Origin of the sequence: Streptosporangium sp. NPDC049248, from assembly GCF_040678965.1 — a bacterium.
Taxonomy (GTDB): Bacteria; Actinomycetota; Actinomycetes; order Streptosporangiales; family Streptosporangiaceae; genus Streptosporangium; species Streptosporangium fukuiense.
In genome coordinates this window covers 37,277-55,835 of sequence record NZ_JBFAQY010000001.1, presented here as the reverse complement: position 1 = coordinate 55,835, position 18,559 = coordinate 37,277, and the positions used below count along the sequence as shown (strand labels likewise).

General features: G+C 72.8%; 16 protein-coding genes. 11 read left to right on the top strand and 5 right to left on the bottom strand.

The window, feature by feature from the left end:
• The first annotated feature begins 132 nt into the window (after window positions 1-132).
• The 4 genes from AB0K21_RS00265 (at window position 133) to AB0K21_RS00250 (ending at window position 4,254) form a co-directional block, all read left to right on the top strand.
• The gene (locus tag AB0K21_RS00265) at window positions 133-1,284 is read left to right on the top strand and encodes an acyl-CoA dehydrogenase family protein (protein ID WP_364146714.1); all 1,152 of its coding nucleotides are present in this window, start codon (window positions 133-135) and stop codon (window positions 1,282-1,284) included.
• Window positions 1,281-1,760, top strand: coding sequence for a flavin reductase family protein (locus AB0K21_RS00260; protein ID WP_343976047.1), 480 nt, complete (start codon window positions 1,281-1,283; stop codon window positions 1,758-1,760). The genes AB0K21_RS00265 and AB0K21_RS00260 overlap by 4 nt, the downstream gene beginning before the upstream one ends.
• Before the next feature lie 39 nt (window positions 1,761-1,799).
• Window positions 1,800-2,981: an alpha/beta hydrolase gene (locus AB0K21_RS00255; RefSeq protein ID WP_343976044.1), complete on the top strand. Its 1,182-nt coding sequence runs from the start codon at window positions 1,800-1,802 to the stop codon at window positions 2,979-2,981.
• Between the two features lie 124 nt (window positions 2,982-3,105).
• Window positions 3,106-4,254, top strand: coding sequence for an amidohydrolase family protein (locus AB0K21_RS00250; protein WP_343976041.1), 1,149 nt, complete (start codon window positions 3,106-3,108; stop codon window positions 4,252-4,254).
• A 162-nt stretch (window positions 4,255-4,416) separates the two neighbouring features.
• Here the strand turns inward: AB0K21_RS00250 and AB0K21_RS00245 are convergent, their stop codons facing one another.
• The gene (locus AB0K21_RS00245) at window positions 4,417-7,413 is read right to left on the bottom strand and encodes a BTAD domain-containing putative transcriptional regulator (RefSeq protein WP_343976038.1); all 2,997 of its coding nucleotides are present in this window, start codon (window positions 7,411-7,413) and stop codon (window positions 4,417-4,419) included.
• A 376-nt stretch (window positions 7,414-7,789) separates the two neighbouring features.
• Here AB0K21_RS00245 and AB0K21_RS00240 point away from each other — a divergent pair, with 376 nt between their 5' ends.
• The 3 genes from AB0K21_RS00240 to AB0K21_RS00230 are packed head-to-tail and all read left to right on the top strand — an operon-like array spanning window position 7,790 to window position 11,910.
• Window positions 7,790-8,923 carry an alpha/beta fold hydrolase gene (locus AB0K21_RS00240; RefSeq protein WP_343976035.1) on the top strand — a complete coding sequence of 378 codons (1,134 nt, stop codon included), beginning with the start codon at window positions 7,790-7,792 and terminating at the stop codon, window positions 8,921-8,923.
• 54 nt (window positions 8,924-8,977) lie between these two features.
• Window positions 8,978-9,955 (top strand): cyclase family protein, encoded by a 978-nt coding sequence (locus AB0K21_RS00235; RefSeq protein WP_343976032.1) that lies wholly within the window; start codon window positions 8,978-8,980, stop codon window positions 9,953-9,955.
• Window positions 9,952-11,910, top strand: coding sequence for an AMP-binding protein (locus AB0K21_RS00230; RefSeq protein WP_343976029.1), 1,959 nt, complete (start codon window positions 9,952-9,954; stop codon window positions 11,908-11,910). Before AB0K21_RS00235 ends, AB0K21_RS00230 begins: the two co-directional genes overlap by 4 nt.
• A 71-nt stretch (window positions 11,911-11,981) precedes the next feature.
• On the opposite strand, the gene AB0K21_RS00225 is transcribed toward AB0K21_RS00230, so the two are convergent.
• The 3 genes from AB0K21_RS00225 to AB0K21_RS00215 are packed head-to-tail and all read right to left on the bottom strand — an operon-like array spanning window position 11,982 to window position 14,696.
• Window positions 11,982-12,920: an NAD(P)-dependent oxidoreductase gene (locus tag AB0K21_RS00225; RefSeq protein WP_343976025.1), complete on the bottom strand. Its 939-nt coding sequence runs from the start codon at window positions 12,918-12,920 to the stop codon at window positions 11,982-11,984.
• A gap of 49 nt (window positions 12,921-12,969) precedes the next feature.
• Window positions 12,970-13,758: an SDR family oxidoreductase gene (locus AB0K21_RS00220; RefSeq protein ID WP_364146707.1), complete on the bottom strand. Its 789-nt coding sequence runs from the start codon at window positions 13,756-13,758 to the stop codon at window positions 12,970-12,972.
• Window positions 13,755-14,696 carry an alpha/beta fold hydrolase gene (locus AB0K21_RS00215; RefSeq protein ID WP_343970056.1) on the bottom strand — a complete coding sequence of 314 codons (942 nt, stop codon included), beginning with the start codon at window positions 14,694-14,696 and terminating at the stop codon, window positions 13,755-13,757. Before AB0K21_RS00215 ends, AB0K21_RS00220 begins: the two co-directional genes overlap by 4 nt.
• A gap of 142 nt (window positions 14,697-14,838) precedes the next feature.
• On the opposite strand from AB0K21_RS00215, the gene AB0K21_RS00210 reads away from it, so the two are divergent.
• Entirely contained in the window at window positions 14,839-15,291 is a 453-nt protein-coding gene (locus AB0K21_RS00210; RefSeq protein WP_343970059.1) for a PPOX class F420-dependent oxidoreductase, read from the top strand.
• Window positions 15,292-15,354: 63 nt separating this feature from the next.
• On the opposite strand, the gene AB0K21_RS00205 is transcribed toward AB0K21_RS00210, so the two are convergent.
• A complete protein-coding gene (locus AB0K21_RS00205) occupies window positions 15,355-16,299 on the bottom strand; it encodes an LLM class flavin-dependent oxidoreductase (RefSeq protein ID WP_364146703.1) in 945 nt (314 codons plus the stop codon).
• A 154-nt stretch (window positions 16,300-16,453) separates the two neighbouring features.
• Between AB0K21_RS00205 and AB0K21_RS00200 the strand changes: the two genes are divergently transcribed.
• From AB0K21_RS00200 to AB0K21_RS00190, 3 genes are read left to right on the top strand one after another with little or no spacing between them, the layout of a single operon-like run.
• Window positions 16,454-16,924, top strand: a complete 471-nt coding sequence (locus AB0K21_RS00200; RefSeq protein ID WP_343970065.1) for a MaoC family dehydratase N-terminal domain-containing protein — start codon at window positions 16,454-16,456, stop codon at window positions 16,922-16,924.
• On the top strand, window positions 16,921-17,376 hold the full coding sequence (locus tag AB0K21_RS00195) for a MaoC/PaaZ C-terminal domain-containing protein (RefSeq protein ID WP_343970068.1): 456 nt from the start codon (window positions 16,921-16,923) through the stop codon (window positions 17,374-17,376). The genes AB0K21_RS00200 and AB0K21_RS00195 overlap by 4 nt, the downstream gene beginning before the upstream one ends.
• 41 nt (window positions 17,377-17,417) lie before the next feature.
• Window positions 17,418-18,407: an aldo/keto reductase gene (locus tag AB0K21_RS00190; protein WP_364146701.1), complete on the top strand. Its 990-nt coding sequence runs from the start codon at window positions 17,418-17,420 to the stop codon at window positions 18,405-18,407.
• Window positions 18,408-18,559: the final 152 nt, after the last annotated feature.

Below are 18,559 nucleotides of genomic sequence, written 5' to 3'. Positions count from 1 at the left end.
CGCACCGGCGGCGGCGCGGCATCAGCTCGATAATCGGCATCGACACGAACGATCGCTCAAGGGGAGTTACTGCGGGCGTTACGGCTCCGGCCGCTCATGCCGGGTGCACACGCCCCTTCTAACGTCCTGGCCATGAGCGGACTTCAACAACTGGCCGACGCGACCGCGGCGTTCACCGGCCTCGCCGAGGAGCACGAGGAGTTCCGGGACAGCGTGCGGTCGTTCGTGGAGCGGGTCTCCCCGGAGTCGCAGGTACGCCGCCTGATGGACACCGAGTCGGGTTACGACCCGCAGGTGTGGCGACAGATGGCCGAGCAGCTCGGTCTGCAGGGGATCGCGATCCCCGAGCGGTTCGGCGGCTCGGGGGCGTCCTTTCTCGAACTGGGCGTGGTACTGGAGGAGACGGGCCGGGCCCTGCTGGGCGGGCCGTTCTTCGCCACCGTGGTGCTCGCCGCCAACGCCCTGCTCCTGTCCGGCGACGAGCAGGCGCAGCAGGACTTCCTGCCCGGGATCGCCGCCGGTGACACGGTCGCCTCGGTGGCGATCACCGAGCCGTCCGGGTCCTGGCGGCCCGGCGACGTCGCGCTGCGGGCGTCACCCGAGGACGGCGTCTGGCGGCTGTCCGGGACCAAGTCGTTCGTGCTGGACGGGCATGTGGCCGACCTGCTGCTGGTCTTCGCCAGGACCGGCGCCGGGCTCTCGCTGTTCGCGGTCTTCGGAGAGGCCGCCCGGCTGACCCGGACGCAGCTGCCGACGATGGACCGGACGCGCCGGCAGGCGGTGCTGGAGTTCGACCGGACCCCGGCGCGGCTGGTCGGCGCGGAGGGCGCCGCGGGCCCCGTGCTGGAGCGCCTGCTGGACCTGGCGGCGGTCGGCCTGGCCGCCGAGCAGGTCGGCGGCGCCCAGCGCTGCCTGGAGATGTCGGTCGAGTACGCCAAGGTGCGCAGCCAGTTCGGACGGCTGATCGGCTCGTTCCAGGCGATCAAGCACAAGTGCGCGGACATGCTGATGGCGGTCGAGTCGGCCCGGTCGGCGGCGCACTACGCGATGTACACGGCCGGGGAGGACCTGCCGGAGCTCCCGGTGGTCGCCGGCCTGGCCAAGTCCTACTGCTCGGAGGCCTACACCATGGTGGCGGGCGAGAACATCCACGTACACGGGGGCATCGGGTTCACCTGGGAGCATCCGGCGCACCTGTACTTCAAGCGGGCGGCGTCCTCGGCGCTGCTGTTCGGCGACCCCGACCACCACCGGGCCCGGTACGCCGACGGGGTGGGACTGTGAGCGCGCAGCCGGTCATCGCGGGCGACGACCTGCGCGGCGTGATGGCCTGCTTCGCCACCGGGGTGGTCGTGGTGACCGCCTCCGGGACGGACGGCCCGGTGGGGATGGCGGTCAACTCGTTCGTCTCGGTGTCGCTGGACCCGCCGCTGGTGCTGTTCTGCGCGGCGCACACCTCGACCACCTGGCCGGCGATCCAGGCCGCCGGGCACTTCTGCGCCAACGTGCTGTCGGCCGACCAGGAGGAGCTGGCCCGGCAGTTCGCCCGCCGGGGCGACCGGTTCGCGGGCGTGCCGCACACCTCCGGGACGACCGGCGCCCCCGTGCTGGGCGACGTGCACGCGCACGTGGAGTGCACGATCGTCGACACCTACGAGGCCGGCGACCACACCCTGGTGCTCGGCCGGGTGCTGGAGCTCGCCGCCGACGCCGAGGCGGCGCCGCTGCTCTTCTACCGCAGCGCCTACCGACTGTTCTGAGCAAGATCCCGACTGGTCGACATGACGAAGGAGTGACAAGTGGTAGCCGCGATCCGCAACGCCGAGTGGTGCGCCTGGTTCCCGGAGGACTACCGGTGGGCGTACAACGTGATGCTGGTGCTCGCCGTGGTGCCGACCGGCGGCGCCGAGGTCGGCGAGATCGACCGGGTCTGCCGGCGGCTGGCCGGCCACGTGGGCGACGACGAGCGCTGGTTCCGCGAGTGGGGCGCCATGGGCGACCACGTCCGGGGCCTCGCCGAGAAGGCCGAGGCGCGGGGCGACCGCCGCGCCGCCCTGGCGCACTACCGCCGGGCCACCAGCTACTACTTCGCCGCCGAGCGGTTCCGTTTCCCCAAGGACGCGGAGGCGCTGGCCTCCTACCGGGCGATGACGGACTGCTTCCGGCGCGCCGCCGAGCTGGACGACCGGTACCGGATCGAGCACGTGGAGATCCCGTACGAGGACACCGCGCTGCCCGCGATCTTCATCTCCGCCGCCTCCTCGCCCGATGACCGGCGGCCCGCGGTGCTGTTCATGAGCGGGTTCGACGGCAACAAGGAGCACAACTGGTTCCTCGGCGCCGAGGACCTGATCGCCCGCGGCGTCTCGGTGCTGTCGCTGGACAGCCCCGGTGTCGGCGAGGCCGTCCGCTTCCGCGGCGTTCCGCTGCGGCACGACTACGAGGCGGCCGGCAGCGCCGCGATCGACTGGCTGGAGGGCCGCTCGGACGTGGACGCCGACCGGATCGGCGTGATGGCGCTGAGCCTGGGCGGCTACTACGCCTCGCGCTGCGCCAGCATGGAGCCCCGGTTCAAGGCCTGCGTCGCCTGGGGCGCGATCTGGGACTACCACCGGATCTGGCGCGAGCGGATCGAGGCCGCGTACGCCAAGCAGCTGCCGGTCCCCGGCGAGCACCTGGTCTGGTCCACCGGGACCTCCTCCAACACCGAGGCGCTGCGGCTGCTGGAGGGTTTCCGGCTGGCCGACGTGGTGCCCCGGATGGACTGCCCGTTCCTGCTGGTGCACGGCGAGGACGACCAGCAGGTGCCGGTGTCCGACGCCCACCTGCTGTACGAGGCCTGCGGATCGGCGGACAAGACGCTGCGGATCTTCACCAACGAGGAGGGGGCCGCGCAGCACTGCCACATGGACAACCTGTCGATCGCGGTGCCCGAGATCAACGCCTGGCTGGCCGACCGGCTCGGCGCCTCCGCCGGATAACGACCGGTTCAGATAACGACCGGCTTAACGGCGGGCGGCCTAGCGTGCTCCCGCCGGAAGGCGGTCGCTCCACCCACGATCCACCACGGCCGCCGTGCCCGGCACGACCCATCTGGAGATTGCGATGACCACTGGTAAGCCCCGCCCGCTCATCTCGGTCGACTCCCACGTCGTGGAGCCGAAGGACCTCTGGCTCAAGCGGCTGCCGCAGCGCTTCCAGCACCAGGCCCCCCAGGTCCAGTCCACCGACAAGGGCGACTTCTTCGTCGTGCCCAACACCGGGATGTCGCCCAAGCCGGTCGGCACCGAGGGCGCCATGATCAACACGAAGATCAACAGTGTGATCACCAAGCCCACCGGCTACCGCTTCGAGGACCAGCGGCCCGGTGCGTACGACCCGGCCGCCCGGCTGGAGGACCAGGACAGCCAGGGCATCCTGGCCGAGGTCGTCTACCCGGGCTGGCTGATCGTGCACAGCATCCCCGACTTCGAGCTCAAGGTCGCCTGCGTGCGCGCGTACAACGACTGGCTGTTCGAGGAGTTCTGCTCCTACAACCCCGACCGGCTGATCGGCGCGGTCGCGCTCCCGGTCGGCCCGGGCCCGATCGAGCCCGCGATCGAGGAGGCCAGGCGCTGGGCCGAGCGCGGCGCCAAGACCTTCCTGCTTCCGCAGGCGGTCCCCGGCATGGCCTGGGGCGACGACCACTGGGAGCCGCTGTGGGCGGTCCTGGAGGAGATCGGGCTGCCCGTCGGGTTCCACCAGGCCGCCGGCCAGGTGGCCATGTTCAACGACAAGACCACCCCGGGCGTGTTCTGGACCACCGCCGTCGGCAACAAGATCAGCCTGGGCTGGGTGTTCATGCAGCTGGTCTACGGCGCGGTCCCCGAGCGCCACCCGAACCTGCGGTTCATCCTGGTCGAGGGCGGCATCGGCTGGATCGCCTTCCAGCTCAACACCATGGACCACCTGTTCACCGACCACCACCGCTGGACGATCCCCGAGCTGGCGATGAAGCCCAGCGACTACTTCAACCGCAACTTCTGGGCCACCTTCGAGGACGACCGGCCCGGCATCCTCACCCTGCCCATGCTGGACGAGAAGCGGCTGATGTGGGCCGGGGACTACCCGCACACCGAGGGCAACTTCCCCTACTCCCAGGAGCAGGTCGCGCACGACTTCCAGGGCATCGACGAGTCGGTGATCTCCGCGATCACCCACGACAACGCGATCGACCTGTTCGGCCTGTCGGTGCCCCGGCTCGTCAAGGCCTGACGGGCGCACCCGGATCCGGCGGCGGTCGTCACGACCGCCGCCGGACCGCGTTCGCGGCACCCGCGGACGAGTCGGGGCGGCGCGTTCCGATGGCACGTTCCAATGATGTGTCCGGAGGGGCGTGTCCGGAGGGGCGTGTCCGGAGGGCGGAGGCGGCGGAGGTCAGATCCCGCGCAGCTCGCTGACCAGTTGCCGGGTCGTCGGCGTCGGCCCCACGCCGAGCTCGGCCAGGGCCTTGGTCAGCCGCTGGAACTCGGCCAGCACGGCGTGCGGCGCGCCCAGCGCCCCCTCCACCTGCATCCGCACGCAGTAGGCGGACTCGCAGAACGGATCCCGGTTGATCGCGAACGAGGCCGCCTGCCTGGCACGCTCCAGATGACCGAGCGACAGCGCCACCTCGGCGGCGTCGACCGCCGCGTTGACGATCATCACCTCCAGCTCGTGCCGGCGCTCCTCGGCCCACTCCAGCTCGCTCTCGGGCAGGTAGGGCCCCTCGACCAGCTCCAGCGTCGACTCGATCCGCTCCAGCCGCTCCGCGCCGCGCAGCCCGTACGCTTCCTTGATCATCCGCTCGAAGCGCAGGTCGGTGCTGTCCACGTACAGGCCGTCGGCCCAGCGGACGTGGCTCTGCGAGGTCCGGGCCAGGTTCACCCCGGTCGCCTGCCGCAGCTTGTGCACCACCTGGCGGAAGTAGTTGCCGCCGCGGCGCGGGTCGGCGTCGGGGAACAGCCGCTCCTGCAGCCGGTGCCGCTCCACCCCCTCGGGGTGCAGCGTGAGGTAGGCGGCCAGCTCCAGCACCTTGGTCCGGCGCGAGCAGCGCGGCACGCCGTCCACGATCAGGTCGAGTACCGGGCCGTGCGTGTGCACGTCGATGACGATCACCCGCTCGGAGGCCACGGCCGGCTGGCGCTTGCGCGCCTCCGGCGGCTGGTGGCCGACCAGCTGACGCCAGCGGGTGCCGCCGACGTCGTTCTCGATCTGGCGGCGCAGCACCCCGGGCACGTCGTTCAGCGCGTTCTTCAGGATGAACAGGCAGCCGATCGCGTTCGCGGTCTCGTAGGCGAGCTCGACCGCGGCCGACGCCGCCTCGGCGTGGCCCAGCCGGGCCTCTGCCTCGGCCAGGTAGGTGGCGGCGAAGGGCAGCATCAGGGTGCGGCCGGCCGCCCGCATCGCCTCGGTCGCGGTGCGCAGCACCCGCGCGGCGTCCTCGGGCCGGTCGATCCGCAGGTAGGCCAGGCCCTGGAAGGTCTGGCCCCACTCGGCGTAGCAGCGGTTGCCGCTCGCGGCCGAGCGGCTGATCGCGTCGGCCAGGGTCATCCGGGCGTCGTCCACCCGGCCCAGGGTGAGCTGCAGGACGCCGACCACGACCTCGAAGCAGGGCTCCCAGCCGAACCGGGTCCTGCGGCTGTGCTCGACCGCCGACTCGGCGGCCCACAGTGCCTTCTCGGTCTGCCCCTCGGCCCACAGCAGCCACGCCTCGTGGAAGAACCACAGGTCGGTGTGCGCGCCGAACTTGATCGCCTCGGGGACCTCGTCCAGCAGCTCGCGGGCCAGGGCCAGCTCGCCGCGCCAGACCAGGGCGAGCAGCGGGTGCGGGGTGCGGAAGAACGAGCGCGGCGGCCAGTCGTCCTCGTCGGGCAGCATCCGCAGCAGCTGGTCCAGCCGCCCCTGCACCAGCAGGCCCCAGGAGTACACGCGCTCGCTGTCCACCCAGTCCCGGCCGGGTGGGGAGGCGACCGGCTCGCGGCCCGCCACCGCCTCCAGTTCGTAGCGGACCGCCTCGGCCCGGAAGTCGCCCTCGTAGTTGCGGATCAGCTCCAGCGCCTCGGCCGGGCGCCACTGCATGGCGTACCCGACGAACGCGACCGCGCCGGGGTCGGACTTGGCCACGTCGCCGAGCACGCCCTCCTGGTGCAGCCGGCCGATCAGCGCCTGCGCCTCGGGGATGCGCCGCACTCCGTACAGCGCGCGCAGCAGAGCGCCGAGCAGGACCGGGCGGGACTCGACCACCTGGTTGCCGAACGCCTCCAGCCAGCGCAGCAGGACCAGCCAGTCGGCGCGGGCGGACAGCGCGGCGACGGCGCGCTCGGCCACGTCGGCGGCCTTCTCCAGCTCCCCCGCCTCCAGGTAGGTCTCGACCGCGTCCTCGTGCATCCCGATCTCCTCCAGGAGCCGGGCGTACCGGCTCTGCAGGCCGGGCAGCTCGCCGGGCAGCCGCGCCTGCAGCTGCTCGCGCAGGTATTGGCGGAATCGGGGGTGGTAGACCAGCGCGCGGTCGGCCTTGGTCGCCGGCAGGTGCCGCGAGCCGAGCGACTGCCACAGCCGGTAGCCCTTCTCGCCGCAGAGGGCGACCGCGGCCCGCGCGGTGACGATGGCCGGGATCGAGGTGCGCAGCAGGAAGTCCTGCTCCTCCTCGGGGAGGCGGGCCAGGATCTCCCGGGAGACGAAGCCGGCCAGCGCGTCCGGCCCGTTCTCGGACTGGAGCCCGGGGACGATGTCGAAGGCGACGGCGGCGATCCAGCCCTTGGTGGCCTCCATCAGCGGCGCCGGGTCCCGCCCGTCCTGGCCGTGCGCGGCGAGCAGCGTGCGGGCCTCGTCCATGTTGAGGGCCAGGTCCTCGCCGCTCATCCGGGCGATCCGGCCCTGCATCATCATCCGGCCGATCGGGCCGCTCAGGTCCTCGCGGCTCAGGATGACCGTCCGGACGCCCGGCGGCAGGTAGTCCAGGAAGACGCCGAGCACGGCGAGCGTCTCGTCCGCGTCCACCAGCCACTCGCAGTCGTCCAGGACGAGCAGCAGGGACGCGTCGGCGACGCTCTCGGCGAGCATCGCGGCCACCTCGGTCGCCGGGAAGCCTTCCGCCAGGGCGGTCTCCACCGTCCGGGGCGCCTCGGGATCCAGGCCGGACAGTGCCTCGGCCAGGTAGACCATCAGCCGGGACGGGCTGCGGTCGCCGGCGTCGAGCGTCAGCCAGGCCAGCGGCCAGCCGAACCGCGTGGCGAACATCCGGGTCTGCACGGTCTTGCCGGATCCGGCCGCGGCGAAGATCACGATCGTTTCGTGGGATTCGAGGAGGGCGGCGAACTGCTCGTCCAGCCGGTCCCTGGTGATCGTCCCGCGCGGCAGTCCAGGGGGTTGGACTTTGTGACTCAAGATCATGCCAGCCTCAGTTCACCAGAACGTAGCGTCACAGCGACTCCACCGAAACACCCCCGGTCCGGCGAAGCCGCGCTTCAATCAAGTGCTATGGCAATACTTATGTCAAGACTATTGCCGCTTTTAATGTCTTTTTCGTCACATTGGGGGCTTTATTGATCATTGCTACATAAGTAACCGACAGGGAGGATCGTCCCTGGCTCCGGGCGGCCCCGCCCGCCGATACTGCGCCGCCGGGCGTCACCCCGGCCATCACCCGGGCCGTCGCCGCGGCGGCCCCCGATCCGGCCCCGGGCCCATAACGGCAGGGGTAACGCCGGGTGGGGTGAGGTGGCCGCGGAGCCCCCCGTACCCTTCCCGCACGCGAACGGAGCCCTCGGTGTTCTACTACTTCCCGGACAACTACATGTGGTCGTCGGCCTTCAATCTGGCCCTGATGGCGGGCGGCTCGCTCGGCGAGATGAACCGCTGGCTGTCGCCGCTGCGCGAGGGCGAGCCCGACGGCGAGGCCTGGGGCAAGGCGTGGGCCGGGATGGCCGAGCAGCAGGAGGCCCAGGCCGCCGAGGACCTGGCCACCGGGCTGCGCCGCAGTGCCGGTCTCCGCTACCTGCGCGCCTCGGTGTACCACGCCAGCGGCGAGCGGCAGATCCCGCCGGGCCCGGAGAAGAGCGCGAGCTACCGGGCCTCGCTGGACGCCTTCGAGAAGGCGATCGAGCTGGCACCGCTGAACGTGGAGCGGATCGAGGTGGACTCGCCCGACGGCGTCCTGCCCGGGTACCTCATCCCGGCCCGGACCGCCGAGCCCGCCCCGGTCGTGATCTTCTACGGCGGCTTCGACGTCACCAAGGAGATCCTCTACGGCTTCGTCGAGGAGGAGTTCGTCCGAAGGGGCATCAGCTGCCTGGTGATGGACAGCCCCGGCGTGGGCGAACCGCTGCGGCTGCGCGGCGTGCCCTCGCGTCCCGACTACGAGGTGCCGACCGGCGCCGTGATCGACTACCTGGAGACCCGCGCCGACGTGGACGCGAGCCGGATCGGCGTGATGGGCATCAGCCTCGGCGGCTACTACGCGCCGCGGTCGGCCGCGTTCGAGCCGCGGATCAAGGCGTGCGCCGCCTGGGGCGGCATCTGGGACTGGGGCGCCACCTGGGAGAAGCGCTGGGCGACCCGGTCCAAGACCGTGTCCGTGCCGTGGTTCCAGCTGCCCTGGGTGATGGGCACCGACACCATGGAGGCCGGCCTGGAGCGGGTCAGGCAGTGGACGCTGGTGGACGTGCTGCCCAAGCTCACCCAGCCGCTGCTGATCGTGCACGGCGAGAACGACCGCCAGGTCGCGGTCGAGGACGCGCACAAGGCCTTCGAGGCGGCCGGCTCGGCGGACAAGACGCTGCGGATCTTCACGGTCGCCGAGGGCGGCGCCGAGCATTGCCAGACCGACGAGCCCGACCCGGCCCGCCAGCTGATCGCCGACTGGTTCGGCCGGCGCTTCGGCACCCTGCCCGAGCGGGGCTGACCCGCTGCCGTCCACGAGTTCGACAGGATTTCGTGAGGATGAGGAGACATCGGCATGAGCACTGACACCGACGGGGCGCCAGTCCGCAAGGTGACGCTCGACGACGTGCACGCGCTGTGCGACCGATACCGGAACTGGGGCAGGTGGGGCCCGGACGACCAGCTCGGCACGCTCAACCACATCGAGCCGGAGATGATCGTCGCCGCGGCGGGGCTGGTCCGGCAGGGCAAGGTCATCTCCTGCGCGCTGCCCTACGACGGCAACGGCCCGCAGAACGGCTGGGGCGGGCGGGTCAACCCGCTGCACTTCATGCTGCAGGACGGCGGCGACGCGGCCATCGGCGCCCAGGACCACATGGCCCGGCTGCGGTACGCCGACGACGCGATCTACATGCCGCTGCAGTCCGGTACCCAGTGGGACGCACTGTCGCACGTGTTCTACGACGGCAAGATGTACAACGGCTACGGGCAGGAACACGTCTCCAGCACCGGGGCCGAGAAGAACGCGATCCACCTGATGACCGAGAAGGTCGTCGGGCGCGGCGTACTGCTGGACATCCCCCGCCACCGCGGCGTGCCCTGGCTGGAGCCGGGGCAGGGCATCGACAGCGCCGAACTGGCCGCGTGCGCCGAGTCCCAGGGCGTCACCGTCGGTCGCGGCGACTTCGTGCTGGTCCGGACCGGCCACATGGCCATGTGCCGGGAGCAGGGCGCCTGGGGCGGGTACGCCGCGGGCGACGCCCCCGGGCTCACCCTGGACTCGGCGCACTGGATCTGCGGGAACGAGATCGCCGGGGTCGCGACCGACACCTGGGGCATGGAGGTGCGGCCGAACGAGCTGGAGGAGATCTTCCAGCCGGTGCACATCGTGCTGCTGGTCAGCGCCGGCCTGCTGATCGGCGAGATCTTCGACCTGGAGAAGCTGGCCGAGGACTGCGCCGGCGACGGCGTGTACGAGTTCATGTTCGCCGCCGGACCGCTGCCGTTCACCAAGGCGGTCGGCTCGCCGCTGAACCCGATGGCGATCAAATGAACGTCGACGAGCTCAACCGGCTGCCGGTCGCCTGGGAACCGGACCCCGCCGACTTCCCCGGCACCCCGCTGGGACGGATGGCGGCCCGGCACGGAATCGCCACCTTCGAGGAGGTGGCCGCCCGCGCCGCCGCCGACCCCGAGTGGTTCTGGGGCGCGGCCGCCGACGACGTGCTGCGCTGGCTGCGGCCGTACGACAAGGTGCTCGACCTGTCGGACGGCCCGCAGTTCCCGCACTTCTTCAAGGGCGGCGGGCTCAACTGGGCCGACTACGCGGTGGACCGGTGGGTCGAGGAGGGCCGCGGCGACGACGAGGCGGTCGTCTGGGAGGGCGACGACGGCTCGGTCCGCACCGTCACCTACGGCGAGCTGAAGGAGCAGATCGACCGGGCCGCGGGCGCGTTCGCCGCGCGCGGCGTCGGCATGGGCGACGTGGTCGCGCTGTACCTGCCGATGGTGCCCGAGGCCGTGGTGGTCGTGCTGGCCGCCGCCAAGATCGGCGCCGTCGTGGCGCCGTTCTTCAGCGGCTTCGGGCCCACCCCGGTGCGCGAGCGGCTGCTGGACTCCGGCGCCCGGCTGATGGTCACCGCGGACGGTTTCGAGCGCCGCGGCAGGCTCGTCCCGATGAAGGAGACCTTCGACGAGGCCGCCGAGGACCTCCCGGGGCTGCGCAACGTGCTGGTGCTGCGGCGGCTGGGCCGGGACGCCCCGATGACGGCGGGCCGCGACGAGTGGTGGGACGAGGCGCTGGCCGCGGCCGAGCCCGTCACCGAGACCCCGGTCCTGGACGCCGAGACCCCGTGCATCCTGCTGTACTCCTCCGGCAGCACCGGCCGCCCCAAGGGCTGCCTGCACACCCACTCCGGCCTGCCGTTCAAGTTCGCGCAGGAGGCCCGGCACGGGTACGGCCTGGACTCCGGCGACCGGCTGCTGTGGCTCACCGACATGGGCTGGGTGATGGGCGTCTACACGGTGACCGCCGCCCTCTCCAACGGCGCCACCGCCGTACTGTACGAGGGCACCGCCGACCACCCCACACCCGACCGGCTGTGGTCGCTGGTCGAGCGGCACCGGGTGACGGTGCTGGGGGTCTCCCCCACCCTGGTCCGGATCCTGGCGGGCCTGGGCGACCGGTGGCCCGACGCGCACGAACTGCCCGACCTGCGGGCGATCTGCAGCACCGGCGAGCCGTGGAACCTGGAGCCGTGGTGGTGGTGCTTCCGCCACGTGGGCAAGGGGCGGCTGCCGATCGTCAACATGAGCGGCGGCACCGAGTGCGGCGCGTCCATCGTGAGCGGCTCGGTGCACCGGCCGATCAAGCCCGCCGGGTTCTCCGGCCCCACCCTGGGCATGGCCGCCGACGTGTTCGACCCCGACGGCCGCTCGATCCGGGGCGCGGTGGGCGAGCTGGTCGTGCGGGGTCCGTGGCCGGGCATCACCAAGGGGTTGTGGGACGGCCCGGAGCGGTACCTGCAGACGTACTGGAGCCGGTACCCGGGCAACTGGCAGCAGGGCGACTTCGCCTACGTGGACGCCGACGGGCACTGGTTCCTGCTGGGCCGGTCCGACGACACGATCATGCTGGCCGGCAAGCGGGTCGGCCCGGCCGAGATCGAGTCGCTGCTGGTCGACGACCCGGAGGTGATCGAGGCGGCGGCGGTCGGCGTCCCGGACGAGCTCAAGGGCGAGGCGCTGGTCTGCTTCGTCGTGCTCGCCGACGGCGCCGACCCGGCCGAGGTGCTGCCCCGGCTGGAGGCATCGGTGGTGGCCCGGGAGGGCAAGGCGACCCGGCCCAAGGCGGTGCACGCGGTGCCGGCGCTGCCGAAGACACGCAACGGGAAGGTGCTGCGACGGGTGGCGCGGGCGGTGTACATCGGGGCGGACCCGGGCGACGTGACCGCGCTGGAGAGCCCGGAGCCGCTGGCCTCGCTGCCGCGGCAGGCGAATACCGCGTGACCCACGGACGAAGGCGCCCTGAGCGAGCTCGCTCAGGGCGCCTTCGTCCGTGGTCAGGACATACCGAACCATCAGCCCGCCGGGACATGGAGGGCGCGCTTCTCGGCCACGATCTCGGCCAGGGCCTCCTCCAGCGGCCAGCGCATCTCGTACCCGTAGTCCCGCCGGAAGTACGAGTCGTCGAAGTTCATCGGCCAGCGGTGGTCGGCGTCCACGGGCTCGATCCGGGCGCCCGGGATCAACCGGCGCGCGATCTCCGCCATGTCCCCGACGCTGCGGTAGTCGCCGCGCACGTGGTACGCGGCGTGCCGCGGCTCGGGGCCCTGGCTCGCCCGGACGAACGCGTCGGCCGTGTCGTGGATGTACACCATGTTCATCATCGACCCGGAGCGGAACGCGGGCCGCCCCGTCTCGCCGGCCAGCGGCTTGGTGACCAGCTCGTCGACCAGCCGGCGGGCGGTGCCGATCAGGCAGGCGGCGCCGTAGGCCAGGCCGATCCGGATCGAGGTGTTCAGCACGCCCAGCGAGCTCCGGTAGTACTCGCCCATGGTCTCGCCGAAGACCTTGCTGCCCTCGTACACGTCACCGGCGTGGATCCGGGCGTCCTCGGTGATCGGCTCCCCGGCGCCGTACTCGGCCGGGTCGAACAGGGCCGCGCTGCTCGCCAGCACCGTGCGCTCCACGCCGAGCAGCCGGGCCGCCTCCAGCACGTTGTAGGTACCGACGACGTTCGACTGGATGCACTGCCCGCGCTGCGCCGCGGACCGGTCGTGCAGCTCGGCGGCCAGGTGGATGACCCGGTCCACCCGGTACGCGCTGACCAGGTCGGCGACCAGCGCGAAGTCGGTGACGTCCCCCTCGACGAAGGTGAGCGCGGCCGGATCGCCGGACGGCTCGGCCGCCCACTCGGGCCGCCGGTCGAGCGCGACGACCGGGTGGCCGTCGCGCAGCAGCCGGTCGACGACGTACGAGCCGATGAACCCGGTCGCGCCGGTGACCAGATAGGTCATCGTGATACTCCTGACTCTCAAGGCGTTACGGAAGTGCGGGGTGGGGGCGTCACGCGGTGCTCGGCCGGTACCCGGCGTCGACCTGGAGCGCGGCGCCGGTGACCGAGCGGGCGTCGTCCGAGGCCAGGTAGGCGAAGGCCGCCGCGACCTCCTCCGGGTCGATCATCCGGCCGAGCGCCGTCTTGGCCGCGTACCGGGCCTCCAGGCCGTCGTCGGCCGTGCCCGCCGCCGCGAAGATCGCGGTCCTGGCCGGACCGGGCACGACCGCGTTGACCCGCACCCCGTCCGGCCCGTACGCGAGGGCGAGCGAGCGGGTCAGGTGCACCACGGCGGCCTTGGCCAGCCCGTACGCCGGGGCGCCGGGGGTGGGCCACAGCGCCGCCGACGACGCCGTGTTCAGGATGACGCCGCCGCCGCGCGGCCGCATGTGCGAAAGGGCCGCGCGGCAGCCGTACCAGACCCCGGCCACGCAGATCTGCCACAGCCGCTCGAAGTCCTCGTCCGCGCCGTCGGCGTGGATCGGGCCGCCGGCGATGACGCCGGCGTTGTTCACCGCGATGTCGCACCGGCCGAAGCGGTCCACGGCCGCCGCGAACGCGGCCTCCACCTGCTCGGCGCTGCCGACGTCGGTGCGCTGGAACACCACCCGCTCCCCGGAGGGGTCGATCTCGGCGGCGACGGCGGCGGCCGCCTCGGCGAGGTCGGCGAGCAGCACCGAGGCGCCCTCGGCGACGAAGCGCTCGACCGTGGCGCGGCCGATGCCCGAGCCGCCGCCGGTGACCACGGCCGTGCGGCCGTCCAGCCGCCCGCTCACGGCGCCGGTCATGATGCCGGTCACGACGCCCCGCCGGACGGGCGCAGGTGCTTGTCCAGGAAGGCCCCGGCGATCTCGGCGGTGGTGTCCACCAGCGACCCCATCGGCCCGCCGTGGCCGCCCTCCGGCGGCAGGTGCAGCTCCTTCGGCTCGCCGGCCCGCGCGTACACGGCCCGGGAGTGGTCGGCCGGGATCACCGTGTCGTCGACCGGGGTGACCAGGCACAGCGCGCGCGGCGCGATGGCGGCCGCGAGGTTCTCCGGGGAGAAGTCCAGCGCCAGCCGGCCGTTCTCCAGCGGGTACCCCGCGGGGTAAACCGACCGGATGAACGCGGCCTCGGCGTCGAGGGCCGGGCTCGGCGGCAGCGGCATCAGCACCGACAGCGGCACCCGCTCCCCGGACCCGGTGCGCGCCCGCTCCGCGTCGTCGCGCTCCAGCCGCGCCAGCAGGGCGGGCCAGCCCGCCCCGTGCAGCTCCTCCAGCCAGCGCCGCCCGTCGGCGAGCGGGACCAGCGAGAGGCACGCCTTCAGCCGCTCGTCGGCGGCCGCGGCGGCGACCGCGATCGCCCCGCCGAAGCTGGCGCCCATCACGCCCAGCGCCGAGCCGTCGACCTCCGGCCGCCCGGTCAGGTAGGTCGCGGCGTTGGAGACATCGCGCACCTGCTCGTCCGGGTCGCAGCGCAGCCGGACGCCCTCGCTGCCACCGAAACCGCGGTGGTCGACGGCGAGGACGGCGTACCCGCGCTGGGCCAGCCGCCCGGCGAACGGCAGCACGCGGAAGTTCACCGCGCCGCTCCAGCCGTGGCTCGCGACCAGGGCCGGTACCGCCCCGGCCCGCTCCCGCGGCGTCACCAGAACGCCGCGCAGCCGCAGGCCGTCGCTCTGGAAGTACACGATCTCGGCGTCGACCTCAGGACCGCCGGAGAGGTTGAGCTGAATGCCGCCGTCTGCCGACACGATCATCGTGGCAGGACCCCCGTTCGGATGGTTCCGGTACTCGGCGCCACGTAACGCGACCCCCCATTACCCGCCGCGTTACGCGGTGCGCGGGTGCGGCCGGGTGCTCCCGGCCCGGTGTAGTGGGCACGGGAGAAAGGAGCCCTGCATGGGCAAGGGACCGCTGCCGATCGAGGCGGACGAACTGTACGACTACCTGCTGACGCGCAAGAGCCTGCACCTGGCCACGCTGAACCCCGACGGCTCGCCGCACCTGGCCACGATGTGGTTCGGCCTGATCGGCCGTGACCTCGTGATGTGGACCCAGCGGAGCTCGGTGAAGGCGCGCAACCTGCGGCACGACCCCCGGATCACCTGCCTGGTGGAGTCCGGCGACGACTACTCGGAGCTGAAGGGCCTGACCGTGTCCGGCCGGGTGGAACTCTTCGAGGACGACGAGTCCATGCTGCGCATCGGCGAGGCGATCATCTCGCGCAACTACACCGACGCCAACAGGCCCGACTACCGGAAGATGGCACTGTCGGGCCTGCGGGTCGGCATCGTGGTCCGCGCCGAGCACTGGGCGAGCTGGGACTTCGCCCGGACGGTGAAGCGCCGCTAGGACCACCGCGGCGCCGCCGACCGGGTCGCTCAGCCGACCGGGCCGCTCAGCCGGCCGGGCCGCTCAGCCGGCCGGGTCCGGGGCCGTCGCGAGGGCGGGCAGCAACTCGCCGAGCACGGCGGCCCCGTGCCGGTCCGACTCGTCCAGCGGGTGCAGGATCAGGTCGGTGACGCCGTGCCGGACCAGCTCGGCCAGCTGCTCGGCGCAGGACTCGGCGTCCCCGTAGACGGTGGCCTCCCGGCCGTACTCGGGGCTTCCGTAGAAGGCGGAGAACCAGGCGTCGACCGCCTGCTCGGCCCGGGAGCGCCGCGGCTCGACCAGCAGGTACACCCGCTTGGCCACGGCCAGCGTGTCCCGGGCGCGCCCCTCCTGGGCGAGGACCTCGTCCAACCGGGCGGCCAGTTCGGCGAACCGCGCGGTGGGCTGCCGTCCGGCGGCGACCCAGCCCGACCCGAGCCGCACCGCCCGGCGCAGCGCCGGGACGGACCCGCCGCCGACCCAGAGCGGGGGCGGCGCGATCGGGCGCGGACTGATCCCGACCCCGCTGAAGGGCCAGATCGGGCCGTCGTGGTCGACCTCGTCCTCGGTCCAGAGCCGGCGCACCGCGGTGAGGAACTCGTCCAGCACCGCCCCGGGACCCCAGTCGCCCAGCCGCAGCGAGGAGAACAGCCGACGGTCGCCGCTGCCGACCCCGACGACCAGCCGGCCGCCGCCACCGAGCCGGTCGAGACCGGCCAGCTCCTTGGCCGCGGTGATCGGGTTGCGCCCCGTGGCGACCAACACCGCGATCCCCAGCCGCACCCGGGAGGTGTGCGCCGCGGCGAAGCCGAGCATGCCGACCGGCTCCGGCGTCGGCAGCCGGCCGGCGAGCTGGTCCAGGGTCCACAACGCGTCGACCGGCGAGGCGTCGGCCTCGCGCAGCCAGGCCGCGATCTCCTTCGGGGCGGTGCCGGCGGCGAAGCGCAGCGGCAGGTTGAGCCCGATCCGCGGTCGTGCAACGGCGGACACTCGTGCCTCCTCGGCGACGGCGTCTCGCCGTCGCGAAACGGTGGCGGCCAGCGTGCCCGTGCGCGCGTTACCCGTGACGTTACGAACCTCGTCCGTAACCCCGGGGTGAACGGCGGCACGCGAAGATCACGATCACCGAGCAGGAGGGACAGGCATGGCAGTCGAGCGGTTCCCGGTCGAGGGGGGCCACATCATGATGTTCGCGCGGGCCATAGGCGACCTCGACCCCGCCTACCACGGCGCGTTGACCGGCGCTCCGGCGGTCGCCCCGCCGACCTTCGCCTGGGCGGCCGAGCACTACGACCCGGACAGCGCGGTCCGCCCGAAGCCGGGCGAGCCGTGGGTCGGGTCGGGGAGCACGCCGTCGGGGACCGGCGGCCCGGACCCGGCCGGCGTCGGCCTGCACGCCGAGCAGCGGTTCGAGTACCACCGGCCGGTGCGCGAGGGCGACGTGCTGAGCGCGGTGGACCGCCCCGGCCGCACCTGGACCAAGGAGGGCCGCCGCGGCGGTGTGCTCACCTTCACCGAGCGGATCACCGAGTACCGCGACCAGGACGGCGAGCCGGTCGTCACCTCGACCATGGTGATGGTGCAGACCGCCCGCCCGGTCGGAGCGGGCGGATGACCGCCGTCTCCCCCGCCGCGGCGACGGCCGTCGCGGTCGGCCAGAGCAGGGAGCTGGTGCTGGTCCGGGACCTGACCCGGACCCGGATCGTCCAGTACGCGGGCGCGTCGGGCGACTTCAACCCGGTGCACACCGACGAGCGGTTCGCGGTGGAGGCCGCCGGTTACCCGTCGGTGTTCGCGCACGGCATGCTCACGATGGGGATGGCCGGCCGGGTGATCACCGAGTGGTTCGGCCCCGAGTCGCCGCTCCGGTACGAGGCGCGGTTCCGCACCCCGGTGTTCCCGGGCGCGACGCTGACCGCGCGGGCCGAGGTCGAGTCGGTGGACGGCTCCGCCGGGACGGCCGCGGTCGCGCTGACCGTGACCGACCGGCACGGCGCGGTCGTGATGACGGGCACCGCCGTGGTGCGCACGCCCGCCGCCGGTGGCGCCGGCGCCGAGGACAAGTGACGACCGCCGCCCCGCGCGCGGGCGAAGGAGAGGGAACCGCCATGCCGGATGGGAACGAGCTGATCGGCCGCGTCGGCTTCGGAAGCGGCACGATGATCGCGCAGGGGTACGGCGCGGTGGACGAGGAGTCCGCCCGGGGCGCCGTCGACGCCGCGTACCGCGCCGGGGTGCGGTTCTTCGACACCGCGCACTTCTACGGCTCGGGCCGCTCTGAGGCGATCGTCGGCGAGGTGCTGGAGGGGCGGCGCGACGAGGTCCGGCTGTGCACCAAGGGGGGCGTGCGCTACAGCGACCCGACGAACCTGCTGACCCTGGTCTGCGACTCCTCCTACGACGCGCTGCGCCGGTTCATGGACGAGTCGCTGACCCGGCTGCGCACCGACCACGTCGACGTGTACCTGCTGCACCAGTTCGACCCGGCGCTCACCCCCGAGCGGCAGATGGAGAACCTGCAGCGGCTCAAGGACGAGGGCCTGGTCCGCGACGTCGGCTTCTGCAACTTCGGCGCCGAGGCGAGCCGGCGGGCGCTGGCCACCGGCATCCCGTCCGCGGTCGAGTACAGCTTCAGCCTGCTCGACCATCGCTACCTGACCGAGCTGTCGGACGCCGGGGCGCGCGGCGGGCTGCGCGTCACCTACGGCTCGTACGTGCACGGGCTGCTGTCGGAGGACTTCCGCCCGGACCACGAGTTCGAGCCGGACGACTGGCGCGGCCGCAGCCGGCGCGAGGGCCGCTCCGGGACGTCGGGCAACGTGTTCTTCGCCGGCGACGCCTTCGCCGCCAACGTGGCGATCGCCGGACGGCTGCGGGAGCTGGCCGGCTCGCTGGGCCTCTCGCTGGCCGCGTTCACGCTGGCCCTGACCGTGCGGGAGCCGTACTCGGACGTCGCGCTGTTCGGCTGCCGCAACGCGGCCGAGGTGGCGGACGGGCTGAGCGGCCTGGCGGTGGAGCTCGACGACGAGGTGCTCGCCCGGGTGGCGGAAATCCTGTCGGCCGCCGACCGGCCCACCGAGAACCTGCTGGGCCGGTGAATCGGCAGGGGCTGCCCTGATTCGACCGTTGCCGTCTGTGACCCCGCGACTCCACCCCCCAACGTAACGCGCACGTTAACGAGACCTTCGCAGTATCTGGTCCTGCCGGCGCTTCGCCGTCACGTTCCAGGTGGCTCCCCGCTGCGGAGCCG

Bases quoted from the DNA above. Each gene is read 5' to 3' on its own strand.
- AB0K21_RS00265 (WP_364146714.1), top strand. From the start codon at position 133: ATGAGCGGACTTCAACAACTGGCCGACGCGACCGCGGCGTTCACCGGC.
- AB0K21_RS00250 (WP_343976041.1), top strand. From the start codon at position 3,106: ATGACCACTGGTAAGCCCCGCCCGCTCATCTCGGTCGACTCCCACGTC.
- AB0K21_RS00245 (WP_343976038.1), bottom strand. From the start codon at position 7,413: ATGATCTTGAGTCACAAAGTCCAACCCCCTGGACTGCCGCGCGGGACG.
- AB0K21_RS00235 (WP_343976032.1), top strand. From the start codon at position 8,978: ATGAGCACTGACACCGACGGGGCGCCAGTCCGCAAGGTGACGCTCGAC.
- AB0K21_RS00230 (WP_343976029.1), top strand. From the start codon at position 9,952: ATGAACGTCGACGAGCTCAACCGGCTGCCGGTCGCCTGGGAACCGGAC.
- AB0K21_RS00225 (WP_343976025.1), bottom strand. From the start codon at position 12,920: ATGACCTATCTGGTCACCGGCGCGACCGGGTTCATCGGCTCGTACGTC.
- AB0K21_RS00215 (WP_343970056.1), bottom strand. From the start codon at position 14,696: ATGATCGTGTCGGCAGACGGCGGCATTCAGCTCAACCTCTCCGGCGGT.
- AB0K21_RS00210 (WP_343970059.1), top strand. From the start codon at position 14,839: ATGGGCAAGGGACCGCTGCCGATCGAGGCGGACGAACTGTACGACTAC.
- AB0K21_RS00200 (WP_343970065.1), top strand. From the start codon at position 16,454: ATGGCAGTCGAGCGGTTCCCGGTCGAGGGGGGCCACATCATGATGTTC.
- AB0K21_RS00195 (WP_343970068.1), top strand. From the start codon at position 16,921: ATGACCGCCGTCTCCCCCGCCGCGGCGACGGCCGTCGCGGTCGGCCAG.
- AB0K21_RS00190 (WP_364146701.1), top strand. From the start codon at position 17,418: ATGCCGGATGGGAACGAGCTGATCGGCCGCGTCGGCTTCGGAAGCGGC.